The following is a 19,295-nucleotide window of genomic DNA, read 5'->3' as shown; positions in this document are numbered from 1 at the left end:
AACCAATTTAAGTTTTAAATTATGAGAAAAGTTTTTATGATTATGGTGATGGTAATGACAGTGATGGTTGCCGGAGCCCAGGAAAAAGAAAGTAAAGGAATGTGGATTGGAGGAGGCTTTGGCTTCGAAGGTGGTGACTACGATGGCTGGAATCTAAGCCCACAATGGGGAATGATGCTCAATGAAAAGATGGGAGTTGGTGGCAACCTAATTATAAGTGATGATGATTGGATGATTGAACCATATTTTCGCTATTACCTCGGTGTAACCGATAATTTCAAATTCTTCGGTGATGGTGCTTTAGCTTTCGGCGGTGGTGATAACTATAGTGCATTCCGTATTCAGGTTCGCCCTGGCATGCAATATTGGTTCAATTCAAAGTGGTCAATGGCAGCTGCAACAGAGTTGTTTACCTATCACAATATTGATGATGATAATGATGCATTTGATGAAACACGCACATTCTTAGGTGTTGATGCTACTAATTTAACTCTATCTGTGTATTTTCATTTTTAAATTTCAAATAATGAATTGCAGCCCTCATCATTCATTTGATGGGGGCTTTTTTTTGCTTCCAAATTCTTTAACATTAAAAACTGCCTACCAACTAATTTTAATCGTATATTTATATCTCCCTATCAGCAATTCAAATCCTTTGAATTAAATGCTTATGCCAAATCATATTGCCAATATTGATAATTTTCTTGCGCCTTATAGCGACGTTATTAATAGCCGAACACAACGGGCTATTGATAAAGAACATAAATTAAGTGATCGTTCATTATACGATTTTGCCAATGGTTATCAGTTCTATGGTTTACATCAGGTAGATGACGGCTGGATAATGCGTGAATGGGCTCCTTTTGCTAGTGCCATATTTCTAATTGGCGAATTTTCATCGTGGGAAGAAAGAGAGGAGTTTCGATTTTCAAGAACCGACAATGGTAATTTTGAGTTACGAGTTGAAGGTGAAAAACTTCAGCATAAAGCTATTTATAAGCTTAAAATTCATTGGGAAAACGGAAGTGGTGAACGTATACCTGTATGGGCTACCCGTGTTGTGCAGGATGATGATACGAAACTATTTTCTGCACAGGTTTGGCAGCCTTCACATGATTTTGTATGGAAAAATGATAAGCAACGAAAGAAGGTTGAAGTGCCATTAATATATGAAGCACATATTGGAATGGCCACCGAAAAAGAAGGCGTTGGAACATACCAGGAATTTACAGCTGAGATTTTACCACGAGTAAAAAAAGCTGGTTATAATACCATTCAATTAATGGCCATTCAGGAGCATCCTTATTATGGTTCATTCGGGTATCACGTATCCAGCTTGTTTGCACCGTCATCCCGTTTTGGAACACCCGATGAATTAAAGGAGTTGATTGATACAGCGCATGGAATGGGACTTGCTGTAATAATGGATCTGGTACATTCGCATGCTGTTAAAAATGAACTCGAAGGCATTGGTTTGTTCGATGGTTCACCCTATCAGTTTTTTCATGATAATGAGCGCCGTGAGCATGCAGCTTGGGATTCACTGTGCTTCAACTATTCCAAACACGAAGTGTTGCATCTTCTGTTATCCAATGTGAAGTATTGGCTCGAAGAGTTTCATTTTGATGGTTACCGCTTTGATGGTGTGACCAGCATGATATATCTGGATCATGGTTTGGAACGAAGCTTTAACGAGTATAAACTATATTTTGACGGAGGGCAGGATGAAGATGCGCTCACTTATCTCTTGTTGGCCAATAAGCTGATTAAAGAGTGCAATGCCAATGCTATGAGTATTGCAGAGGAAATGAGTGCCTATCCCGGATTAGCCACCCCAATTGAGCAGGGAGGAATCGGATTCGATTATCGCCTGGCGATGGGAACACCCGATTATTGGATAAAACTGATTAAAGATAAAACGGATGAAGAGTGGGCGGTTGGAAATATCTTTTATGAGTTGTCAAATAAGCGGGCCGAAGAAAAAACAATCTCTTATGCTGAGTCCCACGATCAGGCATTAGTGGGTGATCAAACCATTATTTTTCGACTTGTTGGTGCAGATATATACTGGGCCATGAGTAAGAAGGACAAGAGTCTATCAGTTGACCGCGGTATGGCTTTACATAAGCTGATTCGTTTGCTGACCTTCTGTTGTGCTGGCGATGGTTATCTCAATTTTATGGGGAACGAATTTGGACATCCCGAGTGGATTGACTTTCCGCGAGAAGGCAATGAATGGTCCTATAAATATGCGCGTCGTCAGTGGAGCCTGGTTGATAATCCTGAGCTTCGTTTTGAACAGCTGGATGCGTTTGATAAGGCAATGATTGCTTTACAGCAAAATGAGGATTTTATAAGCCAGCCACACATCGAGTGTCTGGAAGCCAATGATGGTGATCATGTATTGGCGTTGAAGCGAAAGGACTTGGTTTTTGTCTTTAATCTTCATCCAACAGCATCGTATACTTTTTATGGTGTTTCGGCGCCTGCCGGAAAGTATAATGTTGTTTTTAACTCCGATGAGAAAGCATTTGGCGGTTTTGATCGAATCGATGAAAGCATTGATTACTATACCCGCCCCGAGGCTCAAATGTCCAACAGGCACCGGGTACATTTGTATCTGCCTAGCCGGACCGCTATCGTTTTAAAGTATACACCCCCAAAAAGGATGTTTTAGTATGGCGAATCAAAAAGTGATTATATACCAGTTGTTCCCACGTTTGTTTGGAAATAAAAACACGCAGCCAAATGTAAATGGTAGTCGGGAAGAGAATGGTTGTGGTAAATTTCAGGATGTGAATGATCGCGCATTGCTTGAAATTAAAAAAATGGGCATCACGCATATCTGGTATACAGGTGTAATTGAGCATGCAGTGGTTGAGGGCTACCCCAATGAAGGTATTGAGCATGGCAATCCATTGGTGATAAAAGGAAAGGCTGGTTCGCCATATGCCATCAAGGATTATTACGATGTTAATCCTGATTTAGCTGTTCATGTATCTCAACGGATGGATGAGTTTGAAGAGCTGGTGGCTAGAACGCATCAAAGCGGTTTGAAATTGCTGATTGATTTTGTGCCCAATCATCTGGCTCGTGAATATAAATCGGATATGAAACCTTCGTCTGTAGAGGACTTTGGAGAGAAGGATGATGTTCATACAAACTTTGCCAACAATAATAACTTCTATTATTTGCCCGGTGAATCATTACAACTGTCTGACGAGATAAAGCAATTGTTTCCTGAAAATGATTATCGGGAAGAAGTTGCCAGGGCTACAGGTAATGATCGTTTTACAGCTTATCCGGGAATGAACGACTGGTATGAAACGGTGAAGCTTAATTACGGTATTGATTATACACATGGTATTAAAAAGTTTTTTGATCCTATCCCGGATACCTGGCTGAAAATGAAAGATGTTTTGCATTACTGGGCCGTAAAGGGCGTTGATGGTTTTCGCTGCGATATGGTCGAAATGGTACCGGTGGAATTTTGGCATTGGGTCATACCACAATTAAAACAAGCTTTTCCATGGCTCATATTTGTAGCGGAGGTATACAATCCGCAATTGTATAACACTTACATATTTAAGGGTAAATTTGATTACCTCTATGATAAAGTGGGCTTGTACGATACGCTAATTGATGTTATTAAGGGGACTAAGCCTGCAAAAAGTATTTCTGAAACATGGCAAAACCTGTCAGGTATCGATAAATACATGTTACGTTTTATGGAAAACCACGATGAGCAGCGCATTGCTTCGCCCTTTGTCGTTAATGATGCCCGCAAAGCGATTCCGGCAATGGCCGTATCAGCATTTATACATCAGGGGCCATTAATGATTTATAATGGGCAGGAGGTAGGAGAGCGAGGAGAAGGCCCATGTGGTTATAATGGTGATGATGGGCGTACCTCCATTTTTGATTACTGGAACATGCCCGAGCATCAGAAGTGGATGAATAATGGCGCTTTTGATGGTGCGTTAATGTCTCACGAACAAAGCGTATTGCGGCAGGCTTATGTTGATATCAACCAGCTATGTGCCGAACCGGCTATTCGTGAAGGTTTGTTTTACGATGTCATGTGGCAAAATAAAGACAATCATCACTTTAATAGTGAAAAGATCTATGCGTTCATTCGTTATAGTCAGTCACAGAAGCTAATGATTGTTTGTAATTTTAGTGAACAGGCTCAATCAGCACAAGTGATCGTTCCCAAGCATGCGTTCGAGACTTTAAATATTCCACGGCCTGTGAAGATTACGTTTTCTAGCTTGGTTTCAAGTAATGTTATTAGCATTGGTAGTGAAGAATTAATCAATGAAGGTGTTGACATGACGATTAATGGCTATGGTTATGCGGTACTGGTAATGAAATGGTAATGGAATTAGGATGTTCCATTGTTCATATGCTGACTTTGGGAACAGAGAATGCTCCACGATAGATCAGGGTATTCTAAATTTCTGACGAGCAAACCACGGCAATTCGCATTTAACTTTTAATATAATTTTACCTTGCGTTATACCGACATAAGCAACGCAGTTTGGGACCCATTGACATAAACGGAGGGGAGAAAAATTTGATGCCAAGCTGTCAATTATTAAATTTTTCCCGTAGTGATGTCATAATGGGTAAACGAGTGCTTTAGTCGGCGGCCTTTTTCTCCCCTTTTTGGGCTGAAGGCAAAAAGGGGAAGCCTCAACGGCTTTAGTTGAAATACAATTTCTTAAATGCGATTGCCGTGACGAGCAAACACTCCGCATGCGCTAATTTGCTAAAAACCCTTACCTTTGCGCGCTATGAATATTTTCAAAGGGCTCAACACTCAAGAGGCACGAACACTTCGCTTGCATCTTTTTTATAGTAGTATCGATGGTATTGCCAGTGGAGCGTTGATTCTCAATGAGTTTATCTTCATAAAGTCTTTGAAAGGTTCGAATGTTCAGCTTGCCTTTTTATTTCAGTTTAGCATGGTGGTATTTTTGTTTGCCATGCTGGCCAATGAAATAATGCGACGTCTTTCCAATCGAAAGCGTTTTTTACGTATTACAGGTATCATCACACGACTTCCATTGGTTGGTTTTGCCTTTTTTCCAAATGTGATGGGCGAAGAAGGATTGGCACCTGTTTATCACTTGATATTCTTAACTGTTTTTTTGCTGTTTCACACTTCAAAAATTGCTGTAGTCCCGTCTATCAACCAGTATTTAAAAGGTAACTATCGACACGAAATATTTGGTAAACTCTTTGGATATGCCACTACCATAAACAAGGTATGTGTGTTGGTATCCACCTTCTTAGTGGGTGAGTTATTGCACCTTAACCCAAATTCATACAAGGTGTTTTATCCTGTCGTTGGCATTCTTGGAGTGATATCTGTCTATCAGCTTACGAAGATTGATTTTATACAGAAAGCAGAGAACATAACAAAACCTGTTTGGAGTGCATTGGGCGATTCATTCAAACGCATTCTTGAAATACTGAAGAAGAATAAGCCTTTTCGTCACCTGGAGATCGGTTTTATACTATATGGTTTTGCCTGGATGAGTACACATGCTGTGGTAACCATTTTTTATAAGGAAGCACTGGATGTGAACTACCCAACAGTGGCTTTGTACAATATCCTTTTTAACCTTGTGGCTATTTTACTTTTACCTTTGTTTGGTAAGTTAATTGGTAGTCGTGATCCCAGGCGATTTGGTATCCTTACCTTTGGCTCATTAATGTTGTTTATTGTCTTTACAGCGTTAACCGAGTATTTTCCTTATTATTTCGAAATTGGAAATTATAAAATATACTTTCTGTTTTTAGTGGCACTCTTTTTTAACGGCGTATTTATGGGCAGTATGCCTATTCTCTGGGGCATTGGTAGTAGTTATTTTTGCAAGCCGCATGAAGCAGCCGATTACCAATCTGTTCATTTGTTTCTAACAGGATTCAGAGCTTTATTTGCGCCAATCATTGGCATTCAATTGTATGAGTTGTATGGTTTTAGCTTTACCTATGGGGTAGGAGTGGTATTGCTTGTTCTGGCTATCCTGTTAATGATTTATTCTGAAAAACGGTTTTCAAAGAATGAGGTGTAATGCAAACCACTGATATAAATTTTAGAACTATCAACGATTAAACGAATAAAACAATATGTACTCCGGCAATATAACGAAGCTTTATCTCATTAAAATAGCCAAATGGTTTATGCTCACGATGCCAATTCTGATGCTTTTCTTTCAGGATCTAGGTTTTACGGTTGAGGAATCATTTCAGTTAAAAGCGATATATAGCATTGCCATTGTTATCTTCGAAATTCCCTCAGGTTATGCTGCGGATGTGCTCGGGCGAAAGCGAACTTTAATCATTGGTAGTATTCTTGGTACACTGGGTTTTGCCATCTACTCCTTTACTTCTGGTTTTTATGCTTTTTTAGCGGCTGAATTGATATTGGGTGTTGGTCAAAGCTTTATTAGTGGTGCCGACTCGGCGATGTTGTACGATAGCTTAAAAGCCGATGGTAGGGAGAATAGTTACATGAAATACGAAGGGCGAAACTTTTCTGTCGGCAACTTTAGCGAAGCCATTGCTGGATTTATGGGAGGTGCATTGGCCGAGATAAGCTTACGTACACCCTTCTTTTTTCAAACAGGTATTGCTTTTCTGGCTGTGCCGGCTGCCTTTATGCTGGTGGAACCTCAATTGTATACACGCACTCAAAAGGCTACCTGGAAAGATATTTGGAATGTGGTTAAATATGCCATGGTGGAAAATAAAAGCCTTCGTTACAATATTATCTATTCATCCATTATTGGCTCTGCTACCTTATCCATGGCATGGGTGTATCCACTCTACCTCAAGGAGATCGGATTCAGAGAAATTCATATTGGCTCTGCTAGTACAGTATTAAATCTGGTGGTTGGCATGACCACCTTATTTGCTTACAAAATAGAGCGGAAGTTACGACCTAAATCAACTGTATGGGGCACCACGCTGGTGATAACCGGAGCTTTTATTGCTGCCGGATTGTTACACTCTTTATATGTTCTACCTGTGCTGATGTTCTTTTATTTCTCAAGAGGCATTGCGACACCAGTGCTTAAGGATTATATCAACCGCATAACATCGTCGGATATCAGAGCGACAGTATTGTCATTACGAAGCCTGATAATTCGTGCCAACTTTTCAATATTAGCACCGTTGTTTGGATATATGACCGACCGCCTATCACTCAGTCAGGCTTTTGTTATTATTGGTGTCATCTTTATGGTGCTGACGGGTTCAAGCATCTTTTTATTCCTACGCTCATTGGAGAAGGATAGGAAATAGCCTTTTTTATGGTTTCCATGAGATTCTTCTTCAGGTTTTTTCCAATTAAAGGGGAGGTTTGGAAAATAGATATCGCCAATATCAAAATTGGAAGTTGATACTTGCTAAGCCCTGTCTTCTTTAGCTTTCAAAAAATAAATGATGCATGTTGATAACTTTTTCTTCGATCTAATAGTGTGTTTACCAATGTATAGTAAATCGTGCAAGTTCATTGGAGTAGGTGAATTATAATATTGCTATTGGAAGAATTATGTATTTTTATAATATTTGTGTTTGAAGCGCTGTATCCATTGTATTTATTGACTTGTGCTAAGTGTTTAATTGTTAATGGAAAAGTGATAATATATATTATTCGACCTTGTATTGTTTGCAATATATGCTGAATAAAAATTGATAACAGTTATTTAAATATTAGGATAAGAAAGAGTACAGAAGAAATGCATATGAAGTCAACGACATACAGAATTCAGAAGATGATGACCAAAATAATGGTTGTGTTGGTATTGTTCGCTACTTCTAATGTATTAACCTTTGCAATTTCTGCAGACGATTATAAGCCGGATATGATGGATGGCTTTAAAAAGGTCAGCTACTATTTCGAAGGAAGAGGTAAGTCAGTAATCGAAGAATTGCATACAATTGATGCTAACAATATAGTTCTTGATGTTATAATAAAGCCTCGTTCTATAAAAAAACAGAGTACAATTGCTGAGAAATATGATGGTGCAAACGGTTATCGTTTAGGGCAAGATGGGCAAAACATTGTGTTTGAAGTAAAGGTAAACGGAATCAGCCACCAGTTCATTGCAACTAATGTTTTAGAAAGAGGCGAAAAAGTATTGGTTAGTACTCATTATAAAGATGGGCATATTGGTATTACCATAAATGGAAAAAAGCCAGTGAACCGCTTTTATCAAATAGATGATGTAAACATCTCAGAGTTCGACTCGAATAAATTCAATCCGAATGTCTCCAATAAACTTTCCCTCTTAAAAGGTGAAATGTTCACAGAACTGTCAGCCTTTAGAAAAGCACTTAGAAAAACTTTAGGCAGAAAGCCTTTCAAGAAACATGGTGACGAAATTATAAAAATAGCTTATCAGGAAGATGAATTAGCAAGTATAAATGTAGGAGGAGATTTGTTGATGAGTTCTTCTCCCTTACTTATTGGAAAGAACTTCGCTGGAAAGGTTAAGCAGGTAAGGTTGTGGAAACCTGCCAAGTTGATTTCGATTAAGAATAATATTGAGTTTGCACAAAAGGAAATTGAAGTAAACAATCTGAAATTACTTGCAAGGGATGAGCACAAATTAGTCAGCTTGTTGGATGGTGAGAAGAAAGAATTGTATACAGAATCCCATAAGTATGTCGAAGGATCACCTTTGGAATTTGTAAGTGAAAGGAAGGAGTTATCTCGATTCGAGTTTGCTAAAGAGGAAGCTCGAGGTTTATGGTCAAATCAAGATTGTATTGATTCAGTTTCGGAAGATGGAAACTCTTTCATTTCAGATGATTACTGGTTGACTTCCGGTCAAAGTGTTGTACTAACCTATGGCAAAAAATACAACTCTGTAGTGAGTTTCTTTGGTAATATTTCTGAACATGAAAGTGTTCCAGAAAATAATAACTGTAAATTCTATTTCTTAAGAAAGGATGAAAGAGCAGTATATAGTACACTGTTTGTTTTGAACAAAGGATGGGAATTAAATGGGGTTAATTATGTTAATAAGCATTTAGCTGATAATGCTAAGTTTGGTTTACCTTCAAATTCAGTTTCTACAAATGAAGATCAAGAAACTGAATTAGAAAATAACTTGAAAAATTCAGCTAATAACTTCACTGCTGAAAAATTATTTAAGAAATTTGTATACGAACTTAATTGGAAAGCTGTTCCGAATAATTTTTATGCATTACAAGAATTAAAGCTTGTTTCACAAAGAAATCAAAAATCAAATCTGATTGTTAAAAACAATGATTTGAAATACAGAAAGTCTCTTAAGTATTTGACTAATAGTGATGTGTGTTCATTTGCGTTTGACTATCCTGAGGGTTTTAATGTTTCTGTAAAAGATGTGAATGCTTCTGGAATACCGTCTTCAGATCGTATTAAATATGTTAATCAAAATTTAGGTGAACAAATTGATTTTGTTAGCGTTTATCCGGAGGGCATTAAGTGTAAAAATAAAAAGTCATATAATTCTAATTTCTGGACAGCTCGGGCGTTTAAGTTATTAGCAGGTAGTTTGAATGTTAAAGTTAATAAAGAATTAAGCTATCATAATATAGGTCGTCAGAAGAGTCTGGGTGAAAAGAATCGTAGAAGCAAGCATAGATTATCAAATTCTATTCTGGCAAAAGACAATTACTTACTTTGGTTAAACAAAGAACGGTTAGATGATCAACGGATATCAGTGAACTCTTGTGGAATTCTCACAACTAATAAGAGAAGAGTTGTGCATGATATTTATAGTAGTGAAGTCGAGCTCGAACAGCTGACAAAAAGTCTTTCATCGCATGCCCGTCATTTAATAAATACTTACGAAGGCCCACCTGATATTAAAGATTCTTACAAAGTCAATTTTTCAAGGAGCTATTTAAATGAAGTAGATATCCAATATGCTCTGGGATAGATCCTCATCAGCCAAGGGATGTATCCAAAATTAAATAGGCACTCAATGGTGATTTGCTAAAGATTTCATATTTATGAAATGCTTTGTAGGCTTACTTTCTCTAATGTTTGTATTGCAGATACATCTTATAGAGAATTAGTTGGTTATACCCCTAATTGAGCTCTAGCTAATAATTAGCATTAGTTTTCTTCCTTCTTTCCTGATAGCTTCAAGGTTCATTGAAAGATAGAATATATTGTGCATTAACGAGTCATTATTAGGATTGTTTAGCATCAACATATATATCTTAGATAATACTGATGAAAGCTAAGCTTATTTGTATCTAATTCAGGCTCATAACTTTCAATACTCAATAATTTCATTAAATTCGTTACCCTTTTTAATAGTGCACAGTGCACAAAACCTAATTTTATGGATACGCTCTATTTTGAATTACCGCTCATCGAGTGGGTTGGTTATATGGCATCAACCCTCGTGTTAGTTTCGCTAAGTCTTTCATCTATTGTTAAGCTAAGGATTTTTAACCTGATAGGTGCAGCTATCTTCTCATTTTATGGCTTTTATATTGATGCTTTGCCTGTAGGTATCATGAATCTGATTATTTGCCTGTTTAATATGTATTATCTGCGAACTTTGTTGTTTAAAAAAGAAGTGTTTGAAGGTATTTGCATTGATAAACCCGATAAGTATCTCCGGCTGTTTTTAAACTATCACAAAGATGATGTTCAACGTTTCTTTCCCGAATTTAAGATTGAACAAGCCGAATCCTCTAAGATATTAATGGCGGTGCGTGATATGAATGTAGCTGGAGTCATGTTGTTATCTGATAATAAAAACGGAACTGCCGAAGTAATCTTAGACTATGTAACACCACAGTATCGTGATTACAAAACAGGCAAATACCTCTTAAGAAGGTTTAAGCAACAATTATTAAATGAAGGGGTAAACTCGCTGTATTATTCGGAGCTGAATCCTTTGCATTCAAAATATTTTCAGCGTATGGGGTATCGTTTAGAAGGTGAAAGTTATGTGTTAAACCTTAACAATAGAGCTGATTAGTTTGCTTAAAATACAGCGCTACAATAATTTGATATCATCAACAGCCCGAATAATAAGTGCTTATTTTACTTATTATTCGGGCTGTTGCAAATGACGATTCTTACATTTATTCTACCTACATTTTTATTACCTTATGTGTGTGGGTTCTGTCATTTGTTTTGACATTAAGATAGTACACACCAGGTTCATAGCCTGATACATTAATGAAGGTTTCATCAATATCCTGCTCTTTTTCCAATTTGATTATTTTCCTACCTCTTGAATCATACAACTCTAGTTCATATATCTCGTTGTTGTAAAACTCAATAAATAATTTACCTGATACAGGATTTGGATATACCTTATGAGAGTTAATTACTGTTTCATCCAATCCAGTAGCAATATCAATGTTAACGATGTATTGCAGCGAAGTCAACTGGTCTTCAGCTAATACGTTAATTTCAGCTGCACCAGGTACCTGAGCTGGATCGATAACGTTTACCGATGCACTCGGGTCAGTTGGTGTACCAACAACAGTAGGAACAGTAAAGTCACCCGGAGCTAATTCGTAGTTGTATATATAAACAGCAGGACTAAAATCTGGTATAGCATTTCCATTAACTGTGATGCCTTGCAATGTTGCATCGGAGGAAAGAATTAATGTTTCTCCTGTAAGCGATACAATCGTTGTCTCATCGTTACTCATAATGCTTAAGTCACCTGAATACGTATCGATAGCCTGAGGATAGAAGTATATTGGTACTTTCACTTGTTCGTTTGGATTAACCAAAAATACAGTGTTAAGAACAAAGAAAGCCTGCTCAGATGATGTAATGTCTGTTATTTCCAATGGTATACATCCCTGATTCGAAATAACTAAAGTGTCTACAGTGTAATGATCTTCCAATACAGCACCAAAGTCTATTGTACTTTCTGAAACTCCAATGTCAGGCACACCCATTTTGTCCAGGTTAAACACTATTGAATCAGTTGGATTAGCCGGATCATTTGAGAATATGGCAACAATATCCTGATAAGAACCATTTGGTAAATTAGCAGTCGGTACCACATATGATACCTGCTTCGTTTCACCAGCTGTAATGGCATCAGAAACCGTTGTTGTTGCCACGTTTTCGAGGAAACTGTACATTATTTTCTCGAAATCTTCATTATCAATAAAAGCACCATTTGAACTTGCAAACAGTAAGTAATAAATCCGGGTTACCGAATTGATGCTATCAAGTTTGTGTCTGTTAAACTCTGGATTTTTATCAACCTTCTGAACAACATCATCGTTTGGCTTTGTAATGATTAAGTGATTAATAGAAGGCTGAGAAGAACCATGTACACGTCTGATATAACCATTATAGGCATTTCCATTGAATATCTGTGTGATCATATCTTCAGTATGGGTGGCATCATCTTTTGCACCAGCCACACCGTTTATTTCAAAGAAGTCGAGGTCGTGTGCATCCATAGCCAATACAAATAAGCCTTCAACTTTTCTGGTAAAGTACTCACTCTTGTTACCAAAATCGGAGCTTTGTGTGATCACATTATCCGAATATGGTATTTGATCGTTGAAGTTGGTGTTGAGGTAATTACCAAAATCATACATGTCGTTACCACCATTTTCGATGAAAAAGCCTTCGACGGCTTCAGTGAAATTATATCTGTTCGGAATCAGTGCCGTTACTTCAGCAAAATTGGTATTTAAGTTGTCTAATACATCGGTTAATGTCGCCTGGTTAGATGAATACAATTCTAAATCTCTTCCCACTCCATTGTTGCTGATAGAAGTACTTACTGTAACAGACTCTTCGCAACTGACCACAAAATCGGTGATATCAGTCGAAATATTCATCACAGGAACCAATGGATCAACACCAGCATCGTCTAATAGAATGGCTGTTCCCAGAACTGACGGATTGGTGGCTTTATCAATAGCACCTGAATGCCAGCCCAAAATCTGTTCTACACCATCACCATCATTATCAATAATATTCAGGTCTATTCCAATCTCTGTACCTGCAGCAGGAATAATGCTTGTAGCTGAACTCCATGGAATGGCCATTTCAAATACATATTCGACAGAGTCTGTAGTTGTTGTTTGTGCAAAAACGATGTCATCAATGTTTGTCCCATTTGCAATAATATAGTTGCCATTGTCCCATACAAAACGGATGAAATAGTCATCTGCATCATAATTCGTGCCTTTTGAATTATTAAAGTCGAGGTACAACTCTACATTATCAAGTGTAGCCACATCGCCGCCAACATTGTGCAATGAATCATCGGCAACTGTTACTAATAGGTATAAGAATTCATCATCCCATGAAGCCCGGTATCCTGCGACAAGATCTGCCACAAAGGTTGATAGTTTTTCAACTGGAGAAACCGGTTGGGCGATATAGTCAAAGGCATAAGAATTCCAATCAGACTCCAGAGCCCCATCAATAGTAAATGGTGTGTTAGTATAGGTAAATGATGGCTTAATATTCGCACCAACGCCTGAAATCGGAATCCTGTAAGTTGGGAAATTCTGGTCATTGCTTTCGATGACTAATTCACCATCATAATCTATCGCATCGCTTGGTTCAAAAACAATATCGAGATAAGCCGATTGATTGATTGGTATCAGAAGGTCGCCAGTCAGCGATTCAGCCAATTCACTGCCATTCACTGAGAATCGGAAACCGCTAGGTACACTAATAGATGTAATATTTATATAATCATTGGCAAAATAGTTTGACAGTTGCATGTTGTATGGCTCAGATTGGAAGCCAATGGGTTGTGCATAAAAATTGATCGCAGAAGTATCAATACCCATTATCAGGTCTTGTAACACTTTTTCGGCTTGTAATTCATAAGCACCCATGTCAATAATATCAACTGTGCCATCAAATATACGTGGGTTTCCAGCCAAATCAGTGGGAGGGAACATACCATCCGAATCCCCCATATTTACAAACAGGGAAGTAGAGCTAGGCTTGTAACCGGCATCCAGCTCTGGATCCTCCGGAAATTCTGCTGAGCCGAAGATATCGTTAGGGCCAGCATTCCAATACGAGCGGCCTATATTACCAATAAGGTTATAGCCTAATGAATTGGTTTCGCCATTAATAAAGAAGTCGGGTCTGAAATTGGATTCATCAATGATAGTATTATCCGCAATTATCGAATGCCAGATAGTTAACATGCCACTACCCATATATAAACCACCGGCTGCCATGTTTGATTGGTTCGCAACAATACTGGTGTTGTATAAGACCAGGTTACCGCTAAATGATTGTCCTGTTACTACACCACCTGCTCGCTGCTGTACACTGATATTGTTAGCTATTAGTGAATTGACAATTGCTATGCTATCTCCGTCAACTACCGCAATACCAGCTCCACTCAATTCGGCAGTATTATCAATTATTCTGCAGTTATTTATAAATGTTGTTGATAAACCGCCATCAATCAGTATGGCTCCAGCATTAGTAGTTGAACTGTTGTTAGATATTGTAGTGTTATTTAATTCAAGCATAAAGGAATTGCTAACTGCACCACCTCCATCGGTAACGTTAAGAGTGTTAACACTGTTGTTGTCAATAAGGCAGTTGTTAAGTGTGGTATTACCTTCGTTGTGTATGGCACCACCACGGTTGTTACTTAGATTATTAGATAACTCACAATTATTCATTTCTAAATTAGCGGCTATGTCCACATTAACAGCACCGAATTCGGTACCTTGACCATCTGATATCCTGGTATAATTTAAAATGGAGGATTGAGTATTTAGGTCATTATATATGAAATGAATACCTTTCCATCCTTCATCAGCTATTGATTCAATAAATACAACATTATCAGTCTCCAGGCCATTGCTTATAAGCATTCCTTGGACGATGAGTGCGGCATCAGGTAAAAACTCAAGAATTGTTCCTTCACAAATGGTATATGTGACACCCGGCATAACAGTTAAGGTATCAACAACTAATGCTCTATCGGTACATAAAGTGATATTATCACCAATTTCACCTTCCAGTATGGTCAAATCACTTCCTAAACCTTGCAAATTAACGGTCTTGATAGGTGCAAAATTATCATTACTTAGGATGATAATTTCGTTATCATAATGTGTGGCTAGAGCAGGAGCGAACTCAATGGTAATGATAACTGTATCCTTTAAAGGCATTGAGAAAGCGGCAATGAGGTTGGTAAATGGTTCATCATCCTTTTTAACACGGAATCCGGTTGGCGCTGTAATACCTGTTACCTCAACGATGCTCGTACCAATATTGGTTAACAATATAGAATCTAGTCTAACGTTACCAATTTCAGTAGGTAAAAAACGGACAGTATCTTCACTAATAGCCAAGAATATTTCTTCATCGGGTGCATCGAGGTATTCAAAAGCACCAATATCTATAATGCCAATGCCATCGTCTGTGTATATTCTTCGGTTGCCTTTTATATCAACTGGCAGAAGGTTAATGCCTGTTGTATCGGCTTTACCATTATTAATGGCAATGGAATTGCTTAATGGACTGTAGTCAACATCAAGCTGTGGGTTGATTGGATTATCGCTTGTACCAATAATATCACCGTTCTTGTCCGGGAAATCAAAATTAGCCGTGTTGTCAACCAGGTTGTAGCCTTTAGATTTTATTTCCTTGTCATCCGCTTTGATAAATGGATCGTCACCACCGGCGTTATTATTACTAAACAAGTTACTTTGTAAATCAACAGTAGAGTCATAAATGTATATAGCACCACCATCGTCTGCAGCTTGATTATTCACAATGGTTGTGTTAATAAGTTTGACTTTGGAGTTAGTTCTGCTGTGCAAAGCTCCACCATCATCATCCAGGGCTTGATTGTCTGCAATTAAACAGCCCACAATTTCTACAGCTTTAGCCTTGCGTACAAGTATGGCACCACCATCTGTTCCGGCAGTATTGTTGGTGATATACGAATTTTGTATAAGTGTATAGGTATCTTCATATTCAATTAGAATTGCTCCTCCTTCATTAACGGTTGTATTGTTTTCAATGCTTGAGTTAGCCACTTTCATATACCCAGCCTGGCGATTAGCTAATGCACCGCCGCCATAATGATCATCTGGTTCTACTTTAGTAGTCGTATTATTTGTAAATAAACAATCATTAATAATTACTACGCCTTCATTATAGACAGCTCCTGCAATGTCTTCAGCATTATTATCATAGAACACACAATTATTGAGTTCGACAGTGCCAAATTCGTCAATGAAAATGGCTCCACCTCGTCTAAAGTGGTACGAATCTTTTAATAGGAAAGGGTAGGCATCGGTATGATCAAAGCGCGCATATTCAAATTTTGATATATTGACGCTGTCGAATTGAGCTTCTGTGTCAATTTGCAGGCCGGCCCATCGCTTACCTTTTGACGTGAAAACGATGCTGTCTGTAACTGTTCCCAAAGCTATTATCTGCCCCTTAACCGTAATATCAAAATAATCCATAAATTCAACGGTCGTACCTGGGCAAATGGTTAAGGTCGCATCATTTGTAATGGTTATGCTTGCACCAATACGAATGGTGTCAGTACACCATTCCGTATCTTCGGTTATATCACCTGTTATTAAGTCACTATTATCTACACTGGTTGCTGATAATTCAATGCTAACTGTAGAAGTGTTATCGGCGTTACTATAAACGGTTGCTTCGCCAGTAAATGCGCCCAGTCTGCTAGGTGTAATTGAAACTATCAAATCAACTGATGCTAGTGCAGGAATGGCGAATGAGCTAATGGAGTCTGCGGGCTCGCCATCGGTATTCACTAAAAATCCACCTGTTGATCTAATGGAGTCAATTGTTAAGGCTATATTTCCAAAGTTGGTGATAGACAGCCTTTTATTGGTAGTTGCATTGAGAGATACTTCTCCGTAGTTAATGATGGTATCCGAAACTTCTATAATGTACTTTGGTAGTGGATCACCCTGAAATTCAACAGCACCAATGTCAGTCACATTGTATTCCCCTACAAATATTCTTGGATTCTTATATACATCCACACTTGATTCGTTGATGTATTCCAAATTTTCACCATAATTGATGGCAAATGAAGAGGGTAGCGGTGTAAACGAATCATCCAATTCCGGATCAAACGGTTCTGTTGAATTGCCTTCAAAGCCTTCTCCATACATTTCAAAATTGGACTCACCTGATGGGTTTATCCCTATTATGTTTCGCCCTTTAGATAGAGTGATGGCTCTGATTGAAAAATCCGATGTTTCAGGATCGAAAGCATCTGTATTTTCAGCAATGATTGAATTAGCGATCGTTAAGTCGCCTCCTACCATATATAATCCCCCACCTTTTTCATTAGAGGCGTTTTTAGAAATGGTGGTGCTGTTAATCGTGATGTTGTTGAATGGTTGCAGGGGGAGTGGGAAACCATTGAATGCCACACCTCCTCCTTTATTTCGACTCTTATTGTTCGTGATCAGTGTATTTTCAATGTAAATATTGGCATCAAATTTAGATCCAATACCTCCACCGGATTCTACCGTTTCATTATTATCGATTATACAATTATATACCTCCAGATAGCTGCCGCTCTTTGACGACCAGATACCACCACCATGTCCGCTTGAGTAGTTGCTGCGAACTTCGGTAAAATATAATCCTAACCAGTTTTTGTTGGCTATAGCACCACCACCTTCAAAATTAGCTGCTGAGGCATCAAGATGATTATTCGTTAATAAACAATTATAGACAGAAAGGTTTCCTTCATTGTAAATGGCACCACCCTCACCACTGGCATTACCATGTTGCATGGTAAGGTGATGAATACTCACTGTTTTGCCCTCTGGGATAACAAAGATTCGATCATTTGCCTCTTCAATACTTGGCGCTGCTTGTATAGTGGAACTGTTTTTATCTATTCCGGTAATTGCAACGTCCTTTGTTATCAATATATTACTTTCATTGTGTACAGCATCACCTAGCCTTAAAGTATCTCCGTCAATTACTAGGTCGCTAAGCAAAGCTTCCTGAAAGGAGGAATAGTTGCCTCCACTGGAGCTGATAGTGTAGGTTGATTGCGCTTTAAGGTTTTGGGTAAATATAAGAATAAGTAATACTAACAGACAATTCGATACATCTCTCATAACAAATGGGATTGGTTCATCATTAAATGCAAAAAAAACATGCCTCCTTGGAAGCATCCAGAATAGCAGAAACTATACTTGTCTTGTTATTTTGTCGGAGATAAAAGTTCTTGTTTTACAACAGAATTGTCAAGTTGTATTCATAAGAAATTGATGGAATATTCGTATTGACTGACAAATAAAGTCTGGAGCGTAATAGAAGTGTTGTTTGATAATGTAGAATTGGCCTATTCAATAAAATCCCTAAGCTCTCTTTTTACTGCTCTCAGGTTCCGTGGTTTAATAGGAAGTGATTCTTTTTGCGTTGCTTTTTTGTAAAGATCATGACACATCACAATGCCTTTGCCCAATAACGCTTTTTTCTCCTTAAGGGTGATGGATGACAAACAGGTAATGGGGTGAAGGTTTTCCAATTCAATCCAGTTTTTGAGGTTCCCTTTCTCGGGATAATCCCAGCTTAAAAGTGTTAAGCCGTAATCGCGACCAAATTTAATGGCATCCTCGGTAAAGCGAGTGTTGGTGACAATCCAGCCTTGGGTATTGGTATTTTTTAATTCATCGTCAAAATGACGAACCCGGTTTAGATCGTCAAATCGCGAACGGATATACATGGGTACTTTTACATTGGTCTTGGTACCCTGATAATTATGAAATTTACACTCGACAAAGATGTGTTTATGCTCCGTTTTTGCAAGCACGTCAATTTCATGGCGTACACTATAACCGTTTACCAGCTTGCCCACTTCAACACTAAAACCACGTGCTTTAAATAATTCACCTATAAAATGTTCAAAGGGATAGCCAGAAGGTCCCAGCTGCAACACAGCCTGCTTTAGTCGGTAGTTAACCGCCGTTTTTCGCTCTTGTTTTTGTAGCATGCGGTAGGCCTTGGTATAGATGTCGCTGGTCAGCATGCCATCGTGCAATTCCATACTGATGGCCTGTAGTATTTGTTTTGCCAATTCCTCTTTTGCACCTGAACGGATTAGTGAATCCACTAGTTTATGGCCTTCGAAATAAACTTGTTCGCCCGAAGCTTTTTGTATCAGATAATTAGAAATAGGCTTAGTATGCATGCTGTGCGTTTTGAGTAAAGATATTAGAAATTGTTGAACTGCATAAATGTCGAAGTGGAGAAATCAAAGTTGAAAGTTTAAGAGTTGATGAACTCC

Annotated in this window: 9 protein-coding genes; 7 read left to right on the top strand and 2 right to left on the bottom strand. The window is 38.2% G+C overall.

Features of this window, described 5'->3' with window-relative positions; all coding sequences use genetic code 11:
• The first annotated feature begins 21 nt into the window (after positions 1 to 21).
• The 7 genes from JIV24_RS00245 (at position 22) to JIV24_RS00215 (ending at position 11,003) form a co-directional block, all read left to right on the top strand.
• Entirely contained in the window at positions 22 to 516 is a 495-nt protein-coding gene (locus JIV24_RS00245) for a hypothetical protein (protein WP_200462979.1), read from the top strand.
• Between the two features lie 154 nt (positions 517 to 670).
• Entirely contained in the window at positions 671 to 2,677 is a 2,007-nt protein-coding gene (locus JIV24_RS00240) for an alpha amylase C-terminal domain-containing protein (RefSeq protein WP_200462978.1), read from the top strand.
• A gap of 1 nt (position 2,678) precedes the next feature.
• On the top strand, positions 2,679 to 4,379 hold the full coding sequence (locus JIV24_RS00235; RefSeq protein WP_200462977.1) for an alpha-amylase family glycosyl hydrolase: 1,701 nt from the start codon (positions 2,679 to 2,681) through the stop codon (positions 4,377 to 4,379).
• Between the two features lie 417 nt (positions 4,380 to 4,796).
• A complete protein-coding gene (locus tag JIV24_RS00230) occupies positions 4,797 to 6,083 on the top strand; it encodes an MFS transporter (protein ID WP_200462976.1) in 1,287 nt (428 codons plus the stop codon).
• Between the two features lie 55 nt (positions 6,084 to 6,138).
• On the top strand, positions 6,139 to 7,314 hold the full coding sequence (locus JIV24_RS00225) for an MFS transporter (RefSeq protein ID WP_200462975.1): 1,176 nt from the start codon (positions 6,139 to 6,141) through the stop codon (positions 7,312 to 7,314).
• Between the two features lie 473 nt (positions 7,315 to 7,787).
• Positions 7,788 to 9,944 carry a hypothetical protein gene (locus JIV24_RS00220; protein ID WP_200462974.1) on the top strand — a complete coding sequence of 719 codons (2,157 nt, stop codon included), beginning with the start codon at positions 7,788 to 7,790 and terminating at the stop codon, positions 9,942 to 9,944.
• A gap of 411 nt (positions 9,945 to 10,355) precedes the next feature.
• Positions 10,356 to 11,003, top strand: coding sequence for a GNAT family N-acetyltransferase (locus tag JIV24_RS00215; RefSeq protein WP_200462973.1), 648 nt, complete (start codon positions 10,356 to 10,358; stop codon positions 11,001 to 11,003).
• Positions 11,004 to 11,118: 115 nt separating this feature from the next.
• On the opposite strand, the gene JIV24_RS00210 is transcribed toward JIV24_RS00215, so the two are convergent.
• Positions 11,119 to 18,123, bottom strand: a complete 7,005-nt coding sequence (locus JIV24_RS00210) for a sugar-binding protein (protein ID WP_200462972.1) — start codon at positions 18,121 to 18,123, stop codon at positions 11,119 to 11,121.
• Between the two features lie 227 nt (positions 18,124 to 18,350).
• Positions 18,351 to 19,199: a restriction endonuclease gene (locus tag JIV24_RS00205; RefSeq protein ID WP_200462971.1), complete on the bottom strand. Its 849-nt coding sequence runs from the start codon at positions 19,197 to 19,199 to the stop codon at positions 18,351 to 18,353.
• Between the last annotated feature and the right edge of the window lie 96 nt (positions 19,200 to 19,295).

The organism is Carboxylicivirga marina (genome assembly GCF_016612505.1).
In the GTDB taxonomy this organism is placed as follows: Bacteria; Bacteroidota; Bacteroidia; order Bacteroidales; family Marinilabiliaceae; genus Carboxylicivirga; species Carboxylicivirga marina.
Note: the sequence above shows the minus strand (reverse complement) of the source record. Positions and strands in the feature narration are given on the sequence as shown.